At 65.6% G+C, this 17,466-nt stretch carries 18 protein-coding genes; 12 read left to right on the forward strand and 6 right to left on the reverse strand.

Translation table 11 applies throughout. From position 1 onward, the window contains the following. The first annotated feature begins 14 nt into the window (after positions 1–14). The 5 genes from ilvN (at position 15) to ilvC (ending at position 3,968) form a co-directional block, all read left to right on the forward strand. A complete protein-coding gene (gene ilvN / locus JQ586_RS34315) occupies positions 15–557 on the forward strand; it encodes an acetolactate synthase small subunit (RefSeq protein ID WP_212399060.1) in 543 nt (180 codons plus the stop codon). 3 nt (positions 558–560) lie between these two features. Beyond that, positions 561–1,256, forward strand: coding sequence for a class I SAM-dependent methyltransferase (locus JQ586_RS34320; RefSeq protein ID WP_212399061.1), 696 nt, complete (start codon positions 561–563; stop codon positions 1,254–1,256). Positions 1,257–1,299: 43 nt separating this feature from the next. Next, entirely contained in the window at positions 1,300–2,178 is an 879-nt protein-coding gene (locus JQ586_RS34325) for an EamA family transporter (protein WP_212399062.1), read from the forward strand. 7 nt (positions 2,179–2,185) lie between these two features. Further along, the gene (locus JQ586_RS34330; RefSeq protein ID WP_212399063.1) at positions 2,186–2,797 is read left to right on the forward strand and encodes a LysE family translocator; all 612 of its coding nucleotides are present in this window, start codon (positions 2,186–2,188) and stop codon (positions 2,795–2,797) included. 151 nt (positions 2,798–2,948) lie between these two features. Next, positions 2,949–3,968, forward strand: coding sequence for a ketol-acid reductoisomerase (ilvC, locus tag JQ586_RS34335; protein ID WP_212399064.1), 1,020 nt, complete (start codon positions 2,949–2,951; stop codon positions 3,966–3,968). Positions 3,969–4,145: 177 nt separating this feature from the next. Here the strand turns inward: ilvC and JQ586_RS34340 are convergent, their stop codons facing one another. Next, positions 4,146–5,252: a DUF2336 domain-containing protein gene (locus JQ586_RS34340; RefSeq protein ID WP_212399065.1), complete on the reverse strand. Its 1,107-nt coding sequence runs from the start codon at positions 5,250–5,252 to the stop codon at positions 4,146–4,148. Positions 5,253–5,431: 179 nt separating this feature from the next. Further along, positions 5,432–6,478: an adenylate/guanylate cyclase domain-containing protein gene (locus tag JQ586_RS34345; protein WP_212399066.1), complete on the reverse strand. Its 1,047-nt coding sequence runs from the start codon at positions 6,476–6,478 to the stop codon at positions 5,432–5,434. A gap of 140 nt (positions 6,479–6,618) precedes the next feature. Between JQ586_RS34345 and JQ586_RS34350 the strand changes: the two genes are divergently transcribed. Next, positions 6,619–6,852, forward strand: a complete 234-nt coding sequence (locus tag JQ586_RS34350; RefSeq protein ID WP_212399067.1) for a hypothetical protein — start codon at positions 6,619–6,621, stop codon at positions 6,850–6,852. Positions 6,853–6,865: 13 nt separating this feature from the next. Here JQ586_RS34350 and JQ586_RS34355 read toward each other — a convergent pair whose 3' ends face one another. Further along, positions 6,866–7,486, reverse strand: coding sequence for a ferric reductase-like transmembrane domain-containing protein (locus JQ586_RS34355; RefSeq protein ID WP_212399068.1), 621 nt, complete (start codon positions 7,484–7,486; stop codon positions 6,866–6,868). A gap of 111 nt (positions 7,487–7,597) precedes the next feature. Between JQ586_RS34355 and JQ586_RS34360 the strand changes: the two genes are divergently transcribed. From JQ586_RS34360 to JQ586_RS34380, 5 genes are all read left to right on the forward strand, one after another. Continuing rightward, on the forward strand, positions 7,598–8,302 hold the full coding sequence (locus JQ586_RS34360; protein ID WP_212399069.1) for a TetR/AcrR family transcriptional regulator: 705 nt from the start codon (positions 7,598–7,600) through the stop codon (positions 8,300–8,302). A gap of 168 nt (positions 8,303–8,470) precedes the next feature. Next, positions 8,471–10,183 carry a sulfatase-like hydrolase/transferase gene (locus JQ586_RS34365; RefSeq protein ID WP_212399070.1) on the forward strand — a complete coding sequence of 571 codons (1,713 nt, stop codon included), beginning with the start codon at positions 8,471–8,473 and terminating at the stop codon, positions 10,181–10,183. 273 nt (positions 10,184–10,456) lie between these two features. Then, positions 10,457–11,623 carry an NEW3 domain-containing protein gene (locus tag JQ586_RS34370; RefSeq protein WP_212399071.1) on the forward strand — a complete coding sequence of 389 codons (1,167 nt, stop codon included), beginning with the start codon at positions 10,457–10,459 and terminating at the stop codon, positions 11,621–11,623. Beyond that, entirely contained in the window at positions 11,620–12,606 is a 987-nt protein-coding gene (locus JQ586_RS34375; protein ID WP_212399072.1) for an ABC transporter ATP-binding protein, read from the forward strand. Before JQ586_RS34370 ends, JQ586_RS34375 begins: the two co-directional genes overlap by 4 nt. After that, positions 12,596–13,558, forward strand: a complete 963-nt coding sequence (locus tag JQ586_RS34380; protein ID WP_212399073.1) for an ABC transporter permease — start codon at positions 12,596–12,598, stop codon at positions 13,556–13,558. Before JQ586_RS34375 ends, JQ586_RS34380 begins: the two co-directional genes overlap by 11 nt. 36 nt (positions 13,559–13,594) lie before the next feature. On the opposite strand, the gene JQ586_RS34385 is transcribed toward JQ586_RS34380, so the two are convergent. From JQ586_RS34385 to JQ586_RS34395, 3 genes are all read right to left on the reverse strand, one after another. After that, positions 13,595–15,154 carry a glycine betaine ABC transporter substrate-binding protein gene (locus JQ586_RS34385; protein WP_212399074.1) on the reverse strand — a complete coding sequence of 520 codons (1,560 nt, stop codon included), beginning with the start codon at positions 15,152–15,154 and terminating at the stop codon, positions 13,595–13,597. Further along, on the reverse strand, positions 15,151–15,939 hold the full coding sequence (locus tag JQ586_RS34390; RefSeq protein WP_212399075.1) for an ATP-binding cassette domain-containing protein: 789 nt from the start codon (positions 15,937–15,939) through the stop codon (positions 15,151–15,153). Before JQ586_RS34390 ends, JQ586_RS34385 begins: the two co-directional genes overlap by 4 nt. 164 nt (positions 15,940–16,103) lie before the next feature. Continuing rightward, positions 16,104–16,319 carry a hypothetical protein gene (locus tag JQ586_RS34395; protein ID WP_212399076.1) on the reverse strand — a complete coding sequence of 72 codons (216 nt, stop codon included), beginning with the start codon at positions 16,317–16,319 and terminating at the stop codon, positions 16,104–16,106. A gap of 243 nt (positions 16,320–16,562) precedes the next feature. Between JQ586_RS34395 and JQ586_RS34400 the strand changes: the two genes are divergently transcribed. Further along, positions 16,563–17,399 (forward strand): metal-dependent phosphohydrolase, encoded by an 837-nt coding sequence (locus JQ586_RS34400; RefSeq protein ID WP_212399077.1) that lies wholly within the window; start codon positions 16,563–16,565, stop codon positions 17,397–17,399. The last annotated feature ends 67 nt before the right edge of the window (positions 17,400–17,466 follow it).

Consider the following 17,466-nt stretch of genomic DNA (forward strand, 5'->3'; position numbering starts at 1 on the left):
GTAAAGGGACGACAATGAACCAGCCCGCATCCGCCTATTTCCTGGAAGAGCGTCACGATCCCAACGAGACGCACACGTTGTCGGTGCTCGTGCAGAACGAGCCGGGCGTGCTCGCGCGCGTGATCGGCCTGTTCTCCGGCCGCGGCTACAACATCGACAGCCTCACCGTGTCGGAGACCGAGAGCCAGAAGCATCTCTCGCGCATCACCATCGTCACCACGGGTACGCCGATGGTGATCCAGCAGATCAAGCATCAGCTCGACCGCATGATCCCGGTCTATCGCGTCGTCGACATGACGCTGACCGGCAACTCGATCGAGCGCGAGCTTGCGATGGTCAAGGTGCGGGGCGCCGGCGATCATCGCGTCGAGGCGCTGCGGCTGGCGGATGCGTTCCGCGCCCGGGTGATCGACGCCACCACCGAGAGCTTCGTCTTCGAGATCACGGGCAATTCGTCAAAGATCAACCAATTCATCGACCTGATGCGCCCTCTGGGCCTGGTCGAGGTGTCACGAACCGGGGTGGCCGCCATCACGCGCGGGCCGGAAGGGATGTGAATCATGTTGGCGCGCGACTGGTACTACACGCAACGGCGGCGGGTCGGTCTCGATACGGCCGTCGCCTCGATCTATGACATCAGCGAGGACAGCGATGCCCGCGCCCGCCAGGCGCTGACCATGCTGGGCGTCAAGCCGGGCTGGCGGGTCGCCGATATCGGCTGCGGCAACGGCGTGCTGGCGACCGAGGCGGCCTTGATGGGCGCCGAGGTCGACGCCATCGACATCTCGCCGGCGATGCTCGGGCTCGCCGAGATCTACGCGCGCGACCGCAAGGCGCGAATCCGGACCCAGCCGACCGGTTTGCTCTCCTTCGCCTACCAGCCGAATTCCTACGACCTGATCGTCAGCGAGTTCACGCTGCACCATCTGCCCGACTTCTGGAAGGCGGTGGCGATGTCGCGGATCTTCAGCGCGCTGAAGCCCGGCGCGACTTTCTACCTGCGCGACATGGTGTTCGTCAGCATGCCCGATGGCGTCGACCGCGACGTCGAGGGCTGGGCCGATTTCTCGATCAAGAACCACGATTTCGAGCGCGAAAGCGTGATGACGCACATGCGCGACGAATACTCGACCTTCGGCTGGGTGATGGAGCGGATGCTGACCGAGACCGGCTTCACGCTGGTCTCCGCCGATTATCACGCGCCCCTGCACGGCACCTATCTCGTGCGCAAACCGAAGCCGGACGAGCAGATCTAGACACCGACCGACAGAACGAAGCTGAACCAGAAGAAGAACAACAATGAAGCCGGCCGATGTTGGCATCGCCGTCATGGTCGCGGTGATCTGGGGACTTGCGTTCGTCGCGAGCCGGGTCGCGCTCGATGAACTGCCGCCGGCATTGATGACGGCGCTGCGCTTCGGCATCGCGGCGGTGCCGTGCCTGTTCCTGCGCAAGCCGAGACAGGTGTCATGGCCGCTGTTGATCGCAATCAGCCTCAGCCTGTTCCTCGGCCAGTTCCTTGCACAGTCGATCGCAATTGCCCGTGGCGTTCCGGTCGGGCTCGCCAGTGTGATCGTGCAGAGTCAGGCGCTGTTCACCATCGCCTTTGCCGCCGTGCTGTTCGGCGAATTGCCGTCGCGGATGCAGGCGGTCGGCATCGCGATATCAGCGACCGGCCTGCTGATGATCTGTGGCACCGTCGGTCATGATTTCAGCGTGGCGGCATTCGCGATCCTGATGATCTCGCCGATCTCGTTCGCAATCGGCAACCTGCTGCTGCGGAAAGCGCAGGGCGCGCGCATGTTCGACCTGTTTGCGTGGCTGTGCCTTTGCGCCGCGGTGCCGCTGCTTGTCCTGTCGCTGCTGACATCGGGGGCGGGGCCGGTGTGGGGCGCGCTCACGCATATGTCGGCGGCCGTTGTCGGGTCCATGCTGTTCGTCGGCGCCGTCTCCACCAGCATCGCCTACTGGCTGTGGGGACGATTGCTGCGGGATCATCCGGCGGCGCAGGTGGTGCCGTTCGCGCTGCTGGTGCCGTTCGTGGGTTCAGCGGCCTCCAGCATCGTGTTCGGCGAAACATTCGGGCCGCTGCGGCTCGCGGGCATGCTCACGGTCGTCGGCGGCATTGCCGTGATGCTGCTGTCGAAGCGGCCCAAGGCAATGCCGAAGGTCGCGTGAGGGCACCATGTCGCATTCGCTGATGTTCGCCTTTGTCGTGTTCGCCGTGGTGATGTTTTTCACACCGGGTCCGAACAACATCATGCTGCTGTCGTCGGGGCTGACCTACGGCTTCCGCCGCACCGTGCCGCACATTGCCGGCATTACGGTCGGCTTTGCCTTCATGGTGGGCGCGGTCGGCGTCGGGTTGGGAGCCATCTTCATCGCCTATCCGGTGCTGCAGACCATCCTCAAATATGGCGGCGTCGTCTATCTGGTCTACCTCGCGGCTGTTATCGCCATGGCCGAGCCGCCGTCGGCCGAGCAGCAGGATGCCAGGGACGGCCGCGGCCCGATGACCTTCTGGGGCGCGGCCATGTTCCAATGGATCAATGCCAAGGGCTGGGTGATGGTGATCGGTACCATCACGGCCTATGCGGCGATTGCCGTCTTCCCCTGGAACATCGCGATCCAGGTCGCCCTCAGCCTGCTGCTGGGAACTGTTTCCTGCATCGCCTGGGCCTTGTTCGGCACCGCGCTGCGGCCGGTCCTGACCTCGCGCCGGGCGATCCGCATCTTCAATGTGGTGATGGCCATCCTGCTCCTGGCCTCGCTCTACCCCGTCTTCATGGACGCATGATGCCGCACCGCCATGCGAGATGGGGGTTTCCCAGATGAGGGAAAATGCTCTAGACAACGCCGGAAATTCGCGGGCGCCCGGCGGTTCGTCCTTCCGAAAGCCTGATCCATCGGCCGATTTTGGCCTCCCTTTCTGAAACGAGGAAACCACGATGCGAGTTTACTACGATCGCGATGCCGACCTGAACCTGATCAAGGGCAAGAAGGTCGCCATCGTCGGCTATGGCAGCCAGGGTCACGCCCATGCGCTCAACCTGAAGGATTCCGGCGTCAAGGAGGTCGGCATCGCGCTGCGCAAGGGGTCGGCGTCGGCCAAGAAGGCCGAGAATGCCGGCTTCAAGGTGATGGAAGTCGCCGAGGCTGCCAAATGGGCCGACCTCGTGATGATGCTGACTCCGGATGAATTGCAGGGCGATATCTATCGCGAGCACCTGCACGACAACATGAAGAAGGGCGCAGCGCTGGTCTTCGCGCACGGTCTCAACGTGCACTTCAACCTGCTCGACCCGCGCGCCGATCTCGACGTGCTGATGATCGCGCCGAAGGGCCCCGGCCACACCGTGCGCTCGGAATATCAGCGTGGCGGCGGCGTGCCCTGCCTGATCGCGATCGCCAAGGACTCCTCGGGCAACGCCCATGACCTCGGCCTCTCCTACGCCTCGGCGATCGGTGGCGGCCGCGCCGGCATCATCGAGACCACCTTCAAGGAAGAGTGCGAGACCGACCTGTTCGGCGAGCAGGTCGTGCTGTGCGGCGGCCTGGTCGAGCTGATCAAGGGCGGCTACGAGACGCTGGTCGAGGCCGGCTACGCGCCGGAGATGGCCTATTTCGAGTGCCTGCACGAAGTGAAGCTGATCGTCGACCTGATCTATGAAGGTGGCATCGCCAACATGAACTACTCGATCTCCAACACCGCGGAATACGGCGAGTATGTCACCGGTCCGCGCATCGTCACCGACGAGACCAAGAAGGAGATGAAGCGGGTGCTCAACGACATCCAGTCCGGCAAGTTCGCCCGCGACTGGATGCTCGAGAACAAGGTCAACCAGACCTCGTTCAAGGCGACACGCGCCAAGCTCGCCGCGCACCCGATCGAACAGGTCGGCGAGAAGCTGCGCGACATGATGCCGTGGATCAAGAAGGGCGCGCTCGTCGACAAGTCGAAGAACTAAGGCGCGAAATGCAGGGTGGGCAAAGCGCAAGCGTGCCCACCTTGACGAGGCGTTTGATGGGTGGGCACGGCGCTGGTGCGCCTCTGCCCATCCTGCGCGCAAAATCGAAAGGGTGGGTCAGGCGCTTGCCTTGCCCGCCCTTTGCGTTTGTGACGCCGCGAAAAGCGCCCGGTTCGGCTATCCCGCCGCCATCGGCTGCTTCTCGATCCTGTTGTGCAATTGCCAGAACCGCACCGTGCGCTGGGCCGTTTCCAGCGACAGCCGGCGGTAGTCGCGCTGGGCGACCGCGAGCGTCGCGTCGTCGATCCGGCGCGGCATCGGCCGCTTGCGCAGGATGGTCTCGACCGTCGGCCAGTTGAGCCGCGCGGAGCGGCACGGGATCAGGATCAGGTCGGAGCGCTGGCCGAGCATCAGCCGCTCGGTCATCTCGATCGGCATGTCGTTGAGCAAGGCGAGCGCGACGGTGACTTCGTCGAACTTGCCGGCTTCGGCGAACTTGTAGACCGCGACGTCGTCGAGCTCGTTCAGCTGCTTCATCAGCCTGACGAGCTCCTCGGCGACGCCATAGTTGCGGCGCGGAGCGGCGATGCCCTCCTGCGCGATGTCGTTCAGCACCTTGCGGATCTCGTCGCATACCGCGGGCGGCGCGATCGCGAGCAGGCGGGCGCGCACCGCATCCTTGGCGCGGTGCAACAGTTCGCGCAGCAGCTTGGCCGGCAGGTCGAGGCGCAGCCCGAGGATCTCGACCAGTTCGTCATCGCCCGCGGCGCGCGCCACGATGTTGGAATAGCCGGCGTCGGAGAACCGTGCGCTGGCATTGTTGGCGAGGCGGTGGACCACCTTGTCCTCGCCGCGATTGACGATCACGTCGGTGACGGCCTCGGGCAGGTTCTCGCGTGCGGAGATCGCGAACAGATGCTCCTGCCCCCTGGTGCTGGCGATCTCGAACAGCGCCTCGTTGCCCAGGCGGCTGGAATGGGTGAGCACGTCGCCGGCGACGTTGATGTCGTCGTCCCAGGCGAGATGCTGGATCACCTCGAATGGCGCGTAGTCGAGCGGTGCGAGCCGCTTGCTGAGCTCGGCCCGCGCGCGGGTCTCGACGCGCGTGATCAAGAGGCACAACACGTCGTCGAACACCTTGACCTGTTCGTCGTTGAGACGGTCGCCGTCGTTCAGGAACAGGTCGGTCACGCGACGCAGCGTCTGCACGCGCTTTGCGGACGTTCCGTCCCGGACAGCATCTTCAAGTTCGGCAATGATCGACTGTGCCGGCTGTTGCGCCATGGATGGGCAGCCTGTTGTTGTTGAATGACACCAGCAGCCACCATGCCGTGCGCGGCGTTACGCCCGCGTTAAGCCGGAACCCGGCGCAAATACGGGTGCCACGCATCCTTAACGGAACGCGACCGGACATGATTCAATTCGTGTGTCTTTCGCAGGCAGCGCGAAGTTTAAGAATTCCTTTACGATGATGCTTGCCGACGCGCCGTCGCGGCCTCGCGCCGCGCGACGGCAAATATCTCGATCGGCGCGGCGCGTCCGCGCAGCCGCGTCGCGCCCAGCGGCTCGATGATGACGTTTGCGTCCTCGGGCAGCAGCCGAAGCAATTCGCCGGACACCAGCAATGCGCGCCCCACGACCTTGCAATGCTGCTGCAACCGCGCCGTCACGTTGACGGTGTCGCCAAAATAGGCGAGCTGCCGGCGAGAATCGCCGCACTCGCTGATGACGACCGTGCCCGCATGCATTCCGGCACGAAACGCCGGCACCGTGCCGAATTCCCGCCGATAGTCGTCGGCGAGTTCGGCAAGGCGATCGTCGATCGCGAACACGCAATCGAGATAGCGCCGCGAGGAGGGACTGGCATTGACCGGCCATGTCACGATCACCTCATCGCCGACATAGGCGTGAACTTCACCGCCGTGGCTCACGATCGCCTCGTCGATATCGAAGAAGAAGCGCGTCAGCAATTCCTGCACACGCAACTCGCCCATCGCCTCGGCAAGCGATGTCGACCCGACGAGGTCGAGAAACAGCAGCACGCGCTGCTCGCGGATCGGCCGCCGATAGCGTCCGAGCAGGACATGGAGCAGTGTCCTGCCCCCGGTCATCCGCGTCAGCTCATAGGCGGTCGAGAACGGGACCGACAGTCCGAGCGAGAAGCCCATGATCTTGGGAAAGTCGCCGGCGATCCATCCGAACTCGATCCGGTGGTCATAGAGGATCACCTCCATGGCGATTGCGGTGATCGCCAGCACAACCGCCATGGTGATCGAGCGGATCAACAGTTCGACGACAAACGGCCATCGGCGCACCCAGGCGCTGCTGCGCGAGCTGAAATACAGATGAACGCTCCCCATCACGAGCGCCAGCGCCACGCCGTGGGTGCAGCTTCGCAGATAGTTGGCGACGGAGGCCTCGCTGGGGTCGTTGAAGATGTAGCGAAACAGGCCGCCTCCCAGCAGGCCAGTGATCGCCAGGACGATCGTGAGCGTCACCGAGCGCCGCATGGTCCCTCCACCCTCTTGAAATAGCGCGTGCGGACCGGGAAGGCCAGCCGCAGCGTGCGCAGCATGATGGAAGCGCGCGCCTGGGAGCTGGAAGGTCTTCGCCATCAGTGAGCCATCATCCGGTGTCACGCCCTGCCGTCATGACCGACGCAAAGAGCCACGACGAACTGACCCGCCTTGCTGACGATGCGTTGCGCGCCCAGCCCGGATGCGAGACGGCGCGCGTGATGAGGGTCGCGGCGCTGCCGCTTGTGCGGATCGGACGCAACTGGGAGATTCCGGACGTCGTGCTCGGCGACAGCCTGATCAGCGACGTCGATCGCGCCGTGATGTCAGTGCATCGACAATTGGGCCGCCGATTCCATCTGGTGTGATGCTGGCGCTCGCCTAGCCGGCCTGCGCCGGCCGCGGCGCGGCGCGTGACGCCATTCCGATCAGGCGCAGCGCCAGCACGGCGGCGAGCGGGATCAGGAACAGCACATACAGCGGCATCTCGGGAATCCGCTTGGCGAACGAGACGGTGAACTGCAGCAGCAGATAATAGCCGCCGGTGAGATGCAGCGCGCGCCAGGCGCGCGGGCCGAGCATCGCAGCGGTGCGGTCGAACGAGGTCGCGGTCAAGGCGATGACAAAGCCGTAGCCGATGCCGCCGAAGATATAGGACACGACCGAGGTCGCCTGCGCGAAGCCGGCCGGGTCCGCCTTTGCGAACCACACGATCGCAGCGGCGTGGATGGCGTGCGAGGCGGCGAAGGTGACGCCCAGATAGCGCCGGTTGCGGCGCTGCCAGCGCGTCCACGCGTTCGGCCGGAGCCGCGCCAGCGCCGCGGCGGAGAAGGCGAGGCAGAACAACAGCAGCGAGGTGCGCGCGGTGAAGCGGATCACCATCCGCAGCCCGTCGACCTCGAAACGCCGCGTCCCGGCGATCCAGATCGAAAGCGCGATCAGGGTCAGCGCGAGCACGGCAAACAGCCGCCAGCCTTCGAACCAGCTTTGACGTTTCGGCATGTCCGACCTCCCTCAGGTAATGTAATCATCAGTTACATCGCGTCGCAGCGGTGTGGTCAACTCGTGTAATCGGTGCTTACAGTCACAAGCGGGTGATGCTAGAGGTGCGCCATGCGCCGCCCCGTCGAGAGCCCGCCCGCCAAACGCCGACCGGCCAAGCCGCGCCGGGCCGCAGCGCGCGTGCCGGCGGCGAAGCCCTATCACCATGGCGACCTCCGCCGCGTGCTGATCGATGCCGCCATGCAGCTGGTCGGCGAGGGCGGGCCCGAGGCGGTCAGTGTCCGCGAGGCCGCGCGCCGCGCCGGGGTCTCGCCGGGGGCGCCGTTCCGGCATTTCCCGAGCCGGGACGCGCTGATGAACGCGGTGGCCGAAGAAGCGCAACGCCGCTTCCGTGCCGAGATCGAGACGGCCCTGGCGGAGGGACCCGTCGATCCGCTCGGCCGTTTCCGTTGCCTCGGCATCGCCTATCTGCGCTGGGCGCTGCGCAACCCCACCCATTTCGAGGTCATCTCGACCCGCCGCATCTTCGACCATGACCGGTCGGCCGGGGTCTCCAGTGACAATGCCGAACTGATCGCCCTGACCGAGCGCACGCTGGCGGAGGCGTTCTCGGCCGGCCAGATCGGGACCGCGGACCTGAAGCAGGTCCGGATCGCCGGCCGCGCCCTGGTCTATGGCTTTGCGCGGATGCACATCGACGGCCATTTGCCGCGCTGGGGAGTCGCCGAGGCGGAGGCCGAGCGGATGGCAGCCGGCATCATCGATCTCTTCATCGCCGGCCTGGCGAGAGGCACGTCGCCTGCTGCGAAAGTTTAAGGCGCGCCACGCCGACCTGGCCGGACGCGGCCCGACGAGTTCATTGCCTGTTCATGACAATTCCACTACGGTTTTATGACGCGGTGCGGGTACCGGCTGCGCCGCGCGTCCGCTGGCCGTCGCCAGCCCAGGCCCGTGTATTGCGCCGGTTTGTATTGCGTATCACCCATGGCGCCCGCGCCACAGCAAAATTCCTCCGTTGCCGCGCTGGCCGGCGGCCTGGCTGCGATCGGCATCTGGCGGCTGATGGCGGTTGCAGCACCGCATCTCGGCGCGCTGGTCCTGATGCTGCGGACCGAAACCGACTTCGGCTCGCGCATCTGCTTCCTGTTCACCTGGGGTCTGCTGAACTTCCTGTTCATCGCGCTGCTGCGCCGCCCGGCGCTGTCGGGCGCGCTGTCGCTGACGCTGGTCGTCGTGCTGGTGCTGCTATCGCGCTTCAAGCACGACGTGGTGCAGATGACCGCGAACTTCGTCGACCTGATGGTGATCGATCGCGACACCGCGGCGTTCCTGCTGACGATCTTCCCGAACCTGCGCTGGTCGCTGATCGGCGCCGGCCTCGTCACGCTGCCGCTGATGTATGCGCTATGGTGGCTCGATCCGTTCCGCATCCGCCGCCTGCCGGCCGCAGCCGCGTGCCTCGCCTGTACGGCCGCGCTCTCGGCCTACGCCTTCGCCTGGCCGGATGAGGCCTGGCGCGGCTATTATGACGACGGCTATCTGTCGAAATTCGCGCGCTCCGGCGTGACCGCGGTGTCCGACTTCGTGGCCTATGGTTTCATGGAGTCGGATCCGGTCGCGAGCGACCGGCTGAAGCTGCCGCTGATCGATGCGTGCCATCCCGCCGGAGTGCGGCCGAACATCATCATGATCCATGATGAATCGAGCTTCGACATTCGCATGGCCGACGGCGTCAAGGTGCCGCCGGGCTACGGCAGCCACTTCAAGTCCTATGACGGCGTCGAGCGGAGCTTCCTGGCCGAGAGCAATGGCGGGCCGAGCTGGTTCACCGAATACAACGTGCTGGCCGGACTGTCGTCGCGTTCGTTCGGCCGCTTCGCCTATTTCGTCACCAGGATCGCGTCGGGACGCGTCGCGCGCGGCCTGCCGCTCGCGCTGCGCCGCTGCGGCTATGACACGCTGTCGCTCTATCCGGCGTTCGGCGCTTTCATGAGCGCGCGCGGCTTCCAGGCCACAACCGGCATCCAGCACTTCTATGATGCGCACGATTTGCATGCAAAAGACATCGAGCCCGACAGCTTCTTCTACGACAAGGCCCTGAGCCTGATGGCCGAGCAGAAGGCGCCGGGCACGCCGCTGTTCACCTTCGTCTATCTCGCGGCAAATCATTTCCCATGGGGGACAACATTCCGCCCCGACCTGCTGCCGTCGTGGAAGAAGCCGGGCAATGCGCCCGCGGTCGACGAATATCTGCGCCGCCAGGCGATCAGCGCGAGCGACTATGCCGGCTTCATCGCGGCGTTGAAGAAGAATTTTCCGGCGCAGCCGTTCCTGATCGTGCGCTACGGCGATCATCAGCCGGAATTCTCGCCGCAACTGCTCGATCCCGGGCTCGACGAGGCCGGCATCGGCAAGAAGCTGATGGAGTATGACCCGCGCTATTACGCCACCTATTACGCGATCGACGCCGTCAACTTCGAGCCGGTGAAGAGCCCGGCGGTGATGGACACGATCGACGCTGCCTACCTGCCGCTGGTGATCCAGGAAGCCGCCGGCATTCCGCTCGATCCGTCGTTCGAGGAGCAGAAGGCGATCATGCTCCGCTGCAACGGCAAGTTCTATTCCTGCAAGGACGGGGCCGAGGCACGCCGCTTCAACCGCATGCTGATCGACGCCGGCATCATCAAGGGATTGTAGCGCGGTGTGCGCAGATTTGCAGAATGGGGTGGGGCGAAGCGAAACCCATCCTGCGCTGCTTTGCGATGACGGTGCCGTGATCGCGTCATGAACTAGACCAACGTCGTTAGACGAATGTCTCCCGCGATCGCGCCGAGCATTACTCATTTGTAATTGACTTGCCGAGATTTCGTCACGATTGGCTCGATGATCTGTCGCGCCGCTGCCACGATGTTTCATCGGCGCGCAGCGTCAAATCAGCCAATCTTGCCTCTCTTGCAGGAGTGTTTGCCCATGCGAGCGCTCGATCTCGCGCGCCTTGTCGCCGTCTTCGGACTTCTCATTCCCGCCGCCCATGCCGCAGAGCCACCGCGCGACATCAAGGGCCTCTACATGATGACGGACTATCCGGCCGTCACCATCAGGCCCGGCACCACCTCGAACATCTCGCTCCGTCTTCAGAACTACGGCCTCGGTCCGCAGCGCTACAGCCTCTCGGTGGACGGCGTGCCCAGCGGCTGGACAGCGACGCTGCTTGGCGGCGGTCAGCCGGTCGCGGCCGCGATGCCGGCGCCCGACTCCAGCGTGCCGTTGCAGCTCCGGCTCGACGTGCCGGCGAACAGCTCGCTCGCCGAGCAGACGCTGACAGTAAAAGCCGAAGGGCAGGGCAGCGAGGCGACACTGCCGATCGCCGTTGCGCTCGCCAAGGAATTGCCGGCCAAGCTCACCGTGTCGTCGAAGCTTCCTGAGCTGCGGGGCAGCCCGAAATCGAACTTCGAATACACGCTGACCATCAAGAACGACAGCGGGCGCAATCTGGTCGCAAGCTTCGCGGCGGCCGCGCCGAACAGCTTCGAGACGTCGTTCACCGAGGCCTATGGCACCCAGGAATTGTCCTCGATTCCGATCGAGGCCGGCCAGTCCAAGGACATCAAGCTCAAGGTCCGGCCGCCGAGCACCGTCGATGCCGGACATTTCCCGGTGAAGGTCACGGTCAACGCCGAGGACGCGTCGGCCCAGACCGAGGTGGCTCTCGACATCGCCGGCCAGCCGCAGCTCCAGCTCTCCGGGCGTGACGGCCTGTTGAGCGCGCGTGCGGTCGCCGCCGAACAAAGCACGATTCCCGTCGTCGTCACCAATACCGGCACCGCGCCGGCCGACAACATCACGCTGGCGGCGACAGCGCCGACCGGCTGGAAGGTCACGTTCCAGCCCGCCACCATCGAGCACCTGGTGCCCGGCAAGGATGCCGAGGTTCAGGCGCTGGTGACACCGGGCGACAAGTCGCTCGCCGGCGACTACCAGCTCGCGATGCGTGCAACGTCACGTGGCGAGAGTGCTTCGAGCCAGTTTCGCATCACCGTCAACACCTCCACCGTCTGGGGCATGGCGGGAGCCGGCGTGATCGGCGTCGCGCTGCTCCTGATGCTTGGCGCCGTTGCGAGGTTCGGACGGCGATGAGCGGACCGCAGAACGAAGGCGTAGCGGCGTCGCCTGACGTCGTCATCGCCGCACGCGATCTCACCAGGCGCTACGGCAAGTCCACGGTCGTCGACGCCATCAACTTCAACATCGCGAAGGGCGAGGTGTTCGGGCTGCTCGGCCCGAACGGCGCCGGCAAGACCACGACCATCCTGATGATGCTCGGCCTCACCGAGATCTCGGCCGGACGGGTCAGCGTGCTCGGCTTCGATCCGGCACGCGCGCCGCTGCAGGTGAAGCGGCGGGTCGGCTACTTGCCGGATGCCGTCGGCTTCTACGATCATTTGACCGCGGTCGAGAACCTCGCCTATGTCGCCAAGCTGATGGGGCTCTCGGTGGCCGAACGGTCGCAGCGGATCGTGGCGGCGCTGACCCGGGTCAGGCTGCTCGAGGTCGCCAACAAGCGTGTCGCGACCTATTCGCGGGGCATGCGGCAGCGGCTCGGGCTTGCCGAGATCATCGTCAAGCGTGCCGAGATCGCGATCCTCGACGAGCCGACCTCGGGCCTCGATCCGCAGGCGACGCTGGAGTTCCTCGACCTCATCAGGGAGCTGAAGGCCGAGGGCGTCACCGTATTGCTGTCGTCGCACATGCTCGATCAGGTCCAGCGCGTCTGCGATCGCGTCGCGCTGTTCCGCGACGGGCGGATCGTGATGATGGGCTCGGTTGCCGAGCTCGCGGTCCAGGTGCTGGGCGCGGGCTTCGTCGTCGAGGTCGAGGCCGAAGGCGCCGGCATCGCTCGCAGGCTTGCGGCGATCCCGGGCGTCGGCAATGTCGAGACGCTGGCCGAGGACCGTTTCCGCATGACTGCGGAGCACGACGTGCGGCCGGATGCGGCGCGCGCGGTGGTCGCAGCCAACGGGGCGCTGCGGCGGCTCTCGGTCGACGAGCCGAGCCTGGAAGCGATCTACGCCCGCTATTTCCAGGCGGCACAATCCGGAGGAGTGCGCGATGCGGCGTGAAGGATCAGCATTTCAGGGCGCAGGCGCGGTCTTCATCAAGGAACTGTCCGACAACATCTCGAGCGTCCGCATGCTGATGCTCGAGCTGCTGATCGTCCTGACGGCGCTGGCGGCGCTCTACGAGGCGATCATCGCACTGCGCCAGAACACCGCGGAGGACCCGTTCCTGCTGCTGCGACTGTTCACGGTCGATCAGGCGCCGCTGCCGTCCTTCGTCGCCATCCTCGGCTTCCTGATCCCGCTGATGGCGATCGGACTCGGTTTCGACCTGATCAACAGCGAGCACAACCGCCGTACGCTGTCGCGGATCCTGGCGCAGCCGATCTATCGCGATGCGCTGCTGCTCGGCAAATATCTCGCCGGACTTGCGACGATTGCGATCAGCCTGACGGCGCTGTGGTTGATGGTGATCGGGCTCGGCCTGATCTTCCTCGGTGTGCCGCCGGGCGGCGAGGAAATCGCCCGCTCGCTGGTCTTCCTGGTGATCGCGATCTTCTATGCCGGCGTCTGGCTGTCGCTCGCCATGCTGCTGTCGATCGTGTTTCGCTCGCCGGCCACCGCCGCGCTGGTCGCGCTCGGCATTTGGCTGTTCCTGACCGTGCTGTGGCCGATGCTGGCGCCGGCGTTCGCTCAGGCGATCGCGCCGCCCGATCCGCGTTACGCCGCGCTCGGCATCGACACGCCCGATACCGTGATCTGGACCCAGCTCCTGCAACGCTTCTCGCCCAACGACCTGTTCGGCGAGGCGATGCTGGCGGTCCTGTCGCCGACGACGCGCACGCTCGGTCCGGTATTTCTCGACCAGCTGCGCGGTGCGGTGATGGGTGCGCCGCTGCCGTTCGCGCAAAGCGTGATGATCGCCTGGCCGCAGACGGTCGGGCTGATCGCCTGCACCATCGTGTTGTTTGTGGCCGGCTATGTCTTGTTCCAGCGGCAGGAGGTCAGGGCCTGAGGAGACCGCGCGCTCCTCGCAATGACGATCGGAGAGCTACTTTGGCCCGATCTTCTCCCACAGCCACCGTGCGACCGCATCGGGCGACGATGTTGCATCATTGCCTGATGCGCGCAAATTCGCCTCGCGCATTGTGGCGATATCGATCTTGCCGAGCATCGGCTGCAGCGCGGCTTTGAGCGCCCCGTCGTCCCTTCGCTTGGGCGACAGCAGCATGATCGCATCATAGGGCGGGATCGCATGCCTGTCGTCGTCGAGCGCGACGAGATCGTATTTCGCGATCAGGCCGTCGCTGGTGTAGCCGGCGATCACATCGACCTCGCCCGAGGCGACCGCGGCATACATGAAATCCGGCTGCATCTGCCGCTGGGCCCGGAACGACAGCCCATAGGCCTTGCGGATGCCGGCCCATTCCGGCCGCGAGAAGAATTCGTAGTCGCCGGCGATCGACATCGATGGTGCCTGTGCCACCAGATCGGAGATCGAACGGATGCCGAGCGCCTCGGCGCGCTTCTTCGGCATCACCAGCGCATAGGCGTTCTCGAAGCCGAGCTCGCCGAGCAGGGTGATGTTCTGACGTGCCAGCATCGCCTTGAGCTCGTTGATCAGCTCGGTTCGCGGCTTGATCTCGGTGTGGTGGAACTGGTTGGCCCACAGCGTGCCGGAATAGTCGACATAGACGTCGATGTCGCCAGCCGCGAGCGCGTCGAAGATCACGTTGGAGCCGAGCCCGGCGCGTGTCGTGGCGGACAGCCCGGCCGATTGCAGCCGCTGCGTGATCAGGGCCGACAGCACATACTGCTCGGCGAATGTCTTGGCTCCGACCACGTAGCCGCCATGCGGGCGCGCAATCGCCGGCACCAGCGTCGCCGCGATCAGTGCGGCGAGCCCGAGTCCGCCGAGCGAGGCGCGCAGCCGGCTGCGGTTGCGCAGGCCGTTCTCGATCTGTGCAAGCAGCTGGTCGACCGCGAGAGCAAGCACCGCGGCGGCGACGCAGCCGAACAGCACGAACACCCAGTTCTGGGTTTGCAGGCCTGCGAAGATGTAGTTGCCGAGGCTGGTCTGGCCGATCGGCGTCGACAGCGTCGCGGTGCCGATCACCCACACCGCCGCGGTGCGGATCCCCGCCATCATCACCGGCAGCGCCAGCGGCAATTCGACCATGGTGAGTGATTGCCGCGGCGTCATGCCGACGCCCTGCGCGGCCTCCAGGATCGCCGGATCGACGCCTGCGAGCCCGGTGATGGTGTTGCGCAGCACCGGCAGCATCGAATAGAGGGCGAGCGCCAGCACCGCGGGCAGGAAGCCGAACGCCGAGAAGCTGAAGCCGAACCACGCCGCCGTCAGCGCCGCGAGTGCCAGCAGCAGCGGATAGAACAGCGCGAGCAGCGCCAGTCCCGGCACCGTCTGCACCACGCTGGCAAGCCCGAGGATCGCGCCCCGCAGCACCGGCCGGTTGCGTGCGATGATCGCGAGCGGCAGGCTGACGACCAGCCCCAGCGCCAGCGCGGCGACGCTGACCCGGACGTGATTGCCGAGGTAGTCAGGCAGATGGGCGAGCGCGTCGCCCCAGCGGGGATCGGTGAGCAGGTTCATGCGGCGCCGTCCCGCGGCAGCAATGCGCCGAGCCGCTCCGCCTGGCGGCGTGGCGTGCGCAAGAGCTCGCCGACATAGGGATCCGTATCGGTCGAAAGTTCGGCCGGCGTGCCCAGCGCCAGCAGGCGGCCCGCACGCATCACCGCGACGCGATCGGCGAGCAGGATCGCTTCCGTCATGTCGTGGGTGATCATCACGGTGGTCAGGCCGAGCTCGCGATGCAGCGCGCGATAGTCGTCGCCGAGCGCGTCGCGGGTGAGGGGATCGAGCGCGCCGAACGGCTCGTCCATCAGCACGATGCGCGGCTTCGCAGCGAGCGCACGCGCCACGCCGATGCGCTGGCGCTGGCCGCCGGAGAGCTCGTGCGGGAGCCGGTCGCGATGGTGCGCACCGTCGAGCCGCACGAGCGCCAGCAATTCGTCGACCCGTGCCGCGATCTCCGCCTGCGGCCAGCCGAGCAGCTTCGGCGTGATGCCGATATTGCCGGCGACGGTGAGGTGAGGAAACAGCCCGCCGCTCTGGAAGACGTAGCCGATGCGGCGGCGCAGCAGAATCGGGTCGATGCGGCTGACATCGTCACCCTCGACCGCGATCCGGCCGCGGTCCGGCTCGATCAGCCGGTTGGCGAGCCGGAGCAGCGTGGTCTTGCCGGAGCCGGAGCCGCCGACGATCGCCAGGAATTCGCCCTCGGTCACCTCGAGCGAGACGTCGTCGACCGCCACCACGCGGCCGTCAGCAAAGCTCTTGCCGACATGCGCATAGGCGATCAGCGGCGTTGCGGGCATCGCGGCGGGGCCTCGAGATTCACCATCATCGACGACAGTGATAGCCCATAAAAGGAGGTTTGACTCGAACTGAGGCGCGCCGTCGGCCTCGCGTCTTGCGTTGTCCCTGATCTGGTCAGGTGTCTATCAGGCCGGGGTGCGGAGGCAGCCGGCCTGTGAGCACATCACACATCGTTCTTGGGGACGTATTTGCCCATGATGCACTTATAACTCTGCAGATGCCACTCGTGATACGGCCCCTTGGCGAGCCAATCGGCGATGCCGATCTGCGCATTGACCGCGCAGGCTCCCATGGTGATGCCGGATTGATCACTGGTGGTGACGACTTTCTCCATGCAGAGCTGGGCGTTGCAGAGGACGGCGATGAGGGTAACGAGCATGATGGCCTTTATCAGTGGAAATACCCGGTCTGGTACGACTCCTGAACCGAATCATGCAGGGTTCATGCCACTATCAGCGCCGCTCGCATCTCCGTGAGCAATTCCGGGAAAATACGGCCGGCCGGGGAGGGTACGGCTGCCGGCGGCGCGTAGCCGCCAGCGCGCGGATACGCTATAGTCGCGTTCCAACGACGACATGAGATCGGAGTGGACGAGGAAGGTTGCGCTGTCGGGGCTGCATCGATGATGACGTTACCTGAGTTGGCGGCAAGTGCCCTGGAAAAGTTTCTTGCCGCGCACGTCCAGCGCACCTTCGGGGCGTCGCAGGCGCGTTTTGGCGAATTGCTGCCGGCCGCCGCCCGCATTGCCCTTGAATGCATCGGCAACAGCGATGCGCTCTATCACAATGTCGAGCACACCATGCTGGTCGCGCTTGCGGGGCATGACATCATGTGCGGTCGTGCGCTGCGCACCCACGTCACCGCCGAGGACTACACGCACACGATCATCGCCTGCCTTACCCACGACATCGGCTATGTGCGCGGCCTCCTCAAGGGCGACGGCCCGGACGGCTACGTCATCGATGCGGCCGGCAACAAGGTGACGCTGCCGCGCGGCTCGTCGGACGCAGGCCTGATGCTCTATCACGTCGACCGCTCCAAGCTCTACGTGCTGGACCGGCTCGGGGCGGTGGTTCCGCTCAACCGCGAGCGGGTCGCGCGCAACATCGAGGGCACCAGGTTTCCGGCGTCGGAAGGCCAGGAATATGACGATGAGGCGGCGATCGTGCGCGCGGCCGATTTCATCGGGCAACTCGGCGATCCCAATTACATCCGGAAGGCCAACGCGCTCTATCACGAGTTCGAGGAGGTCGGCATCAACCGCCAGCTCGGCTATGAATCGCCGGCCGACATCGTCGATCGCTATCCCCAATTCTACTGGAACATGGTGGCCCCGAACATCCAGGGGGCGATCGGTGACCTCAACATGACGGCGCGGGGCCGGCAGTGGATCGCCAACCTCTACGGCAATGTGTTCCGTGCCGAACGGGAGATCGGGCTTTCCGGTCCGCAGAGCTGACTCGCCGGCTCATCCGGTGCGCCGCTCATCCGGCTCCGGTCCGGCAAAATACCGGCGTTTGCCGGCC

The sequence above is a fragment of the Bradyrhizobium jicamae genome (assembly GCF_018130215.1).
Taxonomy (GTDB): domain Bacteria; phylum Pseudomonadota; class Alphaproteobacteria; order Rhizobiales; family Xanthobacteraceae; genus Bradyrhizobium; species Bradyrhizobium jicamae_A.

Excerpts from the sequence above, each read along its gene's own strand:
- JQ586_RS34375 (WP_212399072.1), top strand. The coding sequence starts at position 11,620 with ATGAGCGGACCGCAGAACGAAGGCGTAGCGGCGTCGCCTGACGTCGTC.
- JQ586_RS34365 (WP_212399070.1), top strand. The coding sequence starts at position 8,471 with ATGGCGCCCGCGCCACAGCAAAATTCCTCCGTTGCCGCGCTGGCCGGC.
- ilvC (WP_212399064.1), top strand. The coding sequence starts at position 2,949 with ATGCGAGTTTACTACGATCGCGATGCCGACCTGAACCTGATCAAGGGC.
- JQ586_RS34330 (WP_212399063.1), top strand. The coding sequence starts at position 2,186 with ATGTCGCATTCGCTGATGTTCGCCTTTGTCGTGTTCGCCGTGGTGATG.
- JQ586_RS34370 (WP_212399071.1), top strand. The coding sequence starts at position 10,457 with ATGCGAGCGCTCGATCTCGCGCGCCTTGTCGCCGTCTTCGGACTTCTC.
- JQ586_RS34340 (WP_212399065.1), bottom strand. The coding sequence starts at position 5,252 with ATGGCGCAACAGCCGGCACAGTCGATCATTGCCGAACTTGAAGATGCT.
- JQ586_RS34385 (WP_212399074.1), bottom strand. The coding sequence starts at position 15,154 with ATGAACCTGCTCACCGATCCCCGCTGGGGCGACGCGCTCGCCCATCTG.
- ilvN (WP_212399060.1), top strand. The coding sequence starts at position 15 with ATGAACCAGCCCGCATCCGCCTATTTCCTGGAAGAGCGTCACGATCCC.
- JQ586_RS34345 (WP_212399066.1), bottom strand. The coding sequence starts at position 6,478 with ATGCGGCGCTCGGTGACGCTCACGATCGTCCTGGCGATCACTGGCCTG.
- JQ586_RS34360 (WP_212399069.1), top strand. The coding sequence starts at position 7,598 with ATGCGCCGCCCCGTCGAGAGCCCGCCCGCCAAACGCCGACCGGCCAAG.
- JQ586_RS34380 (WP_212399073.1), top strand. The coding sequence starts at position 12,596 with ATGCGGCGTGAAGGATCAGCATTTCAGGGCGCAGGCGCGGTCTTCATC.
- JQ586_RS34350 (WP_212399067.1), top strand. The coding sequence starts at position 6,619 with ATGACCGACGCAAAGAGCCACGACGAACTGACCCGCCTTGCTGACGAT.
- JQ586_RS34325 (WP_212399062.1), top strand. The coding sequence starts at position 1,300 with ATGAAGCCGGCCGATGTTGGCATCGCCGTCATGGTCGCGGTGATCTGG.
- JQ586_RS34320 (WP_212399061.1), top strand. The coding sequence starts at position 561 with ATGTTGGCGCGCGACTGGTACTACACGCAACGGCGGCGGGTCGGTCTC.
- JQ586_RS34355 (WP_212399068.1), bottom strand. The coding sequence starts at position 7,486 with ATGCCGAAACGTCAAAGCTGGTTCGAAGGCTGGCGGCTGTTTGCCGTG.
- JQ586_RS34400 (WP_212399077.1), top strand. The coding sequence starts at position 16,563 with ATGATGACGTTACCTGAGTTGGCGGCAAGTGCCCTGGAAAAGTTTCTT.
- JQ586_RS34390 (WP_212399075.1), bottom strand. The coding sequence starts at position 15,939 with ATGCCCGCAACGCCGCTGATCGCCTATGCGCATGTCGGCAAGAGCTTT.
- JQ586_RS34395 (WP_212399076.1), bottom strand. The coding sequence starts at position 16,319 with ATGCTCGTTACCCTCATCGCCGTCCTCTGCAACGCCCAGCTCTGCATG.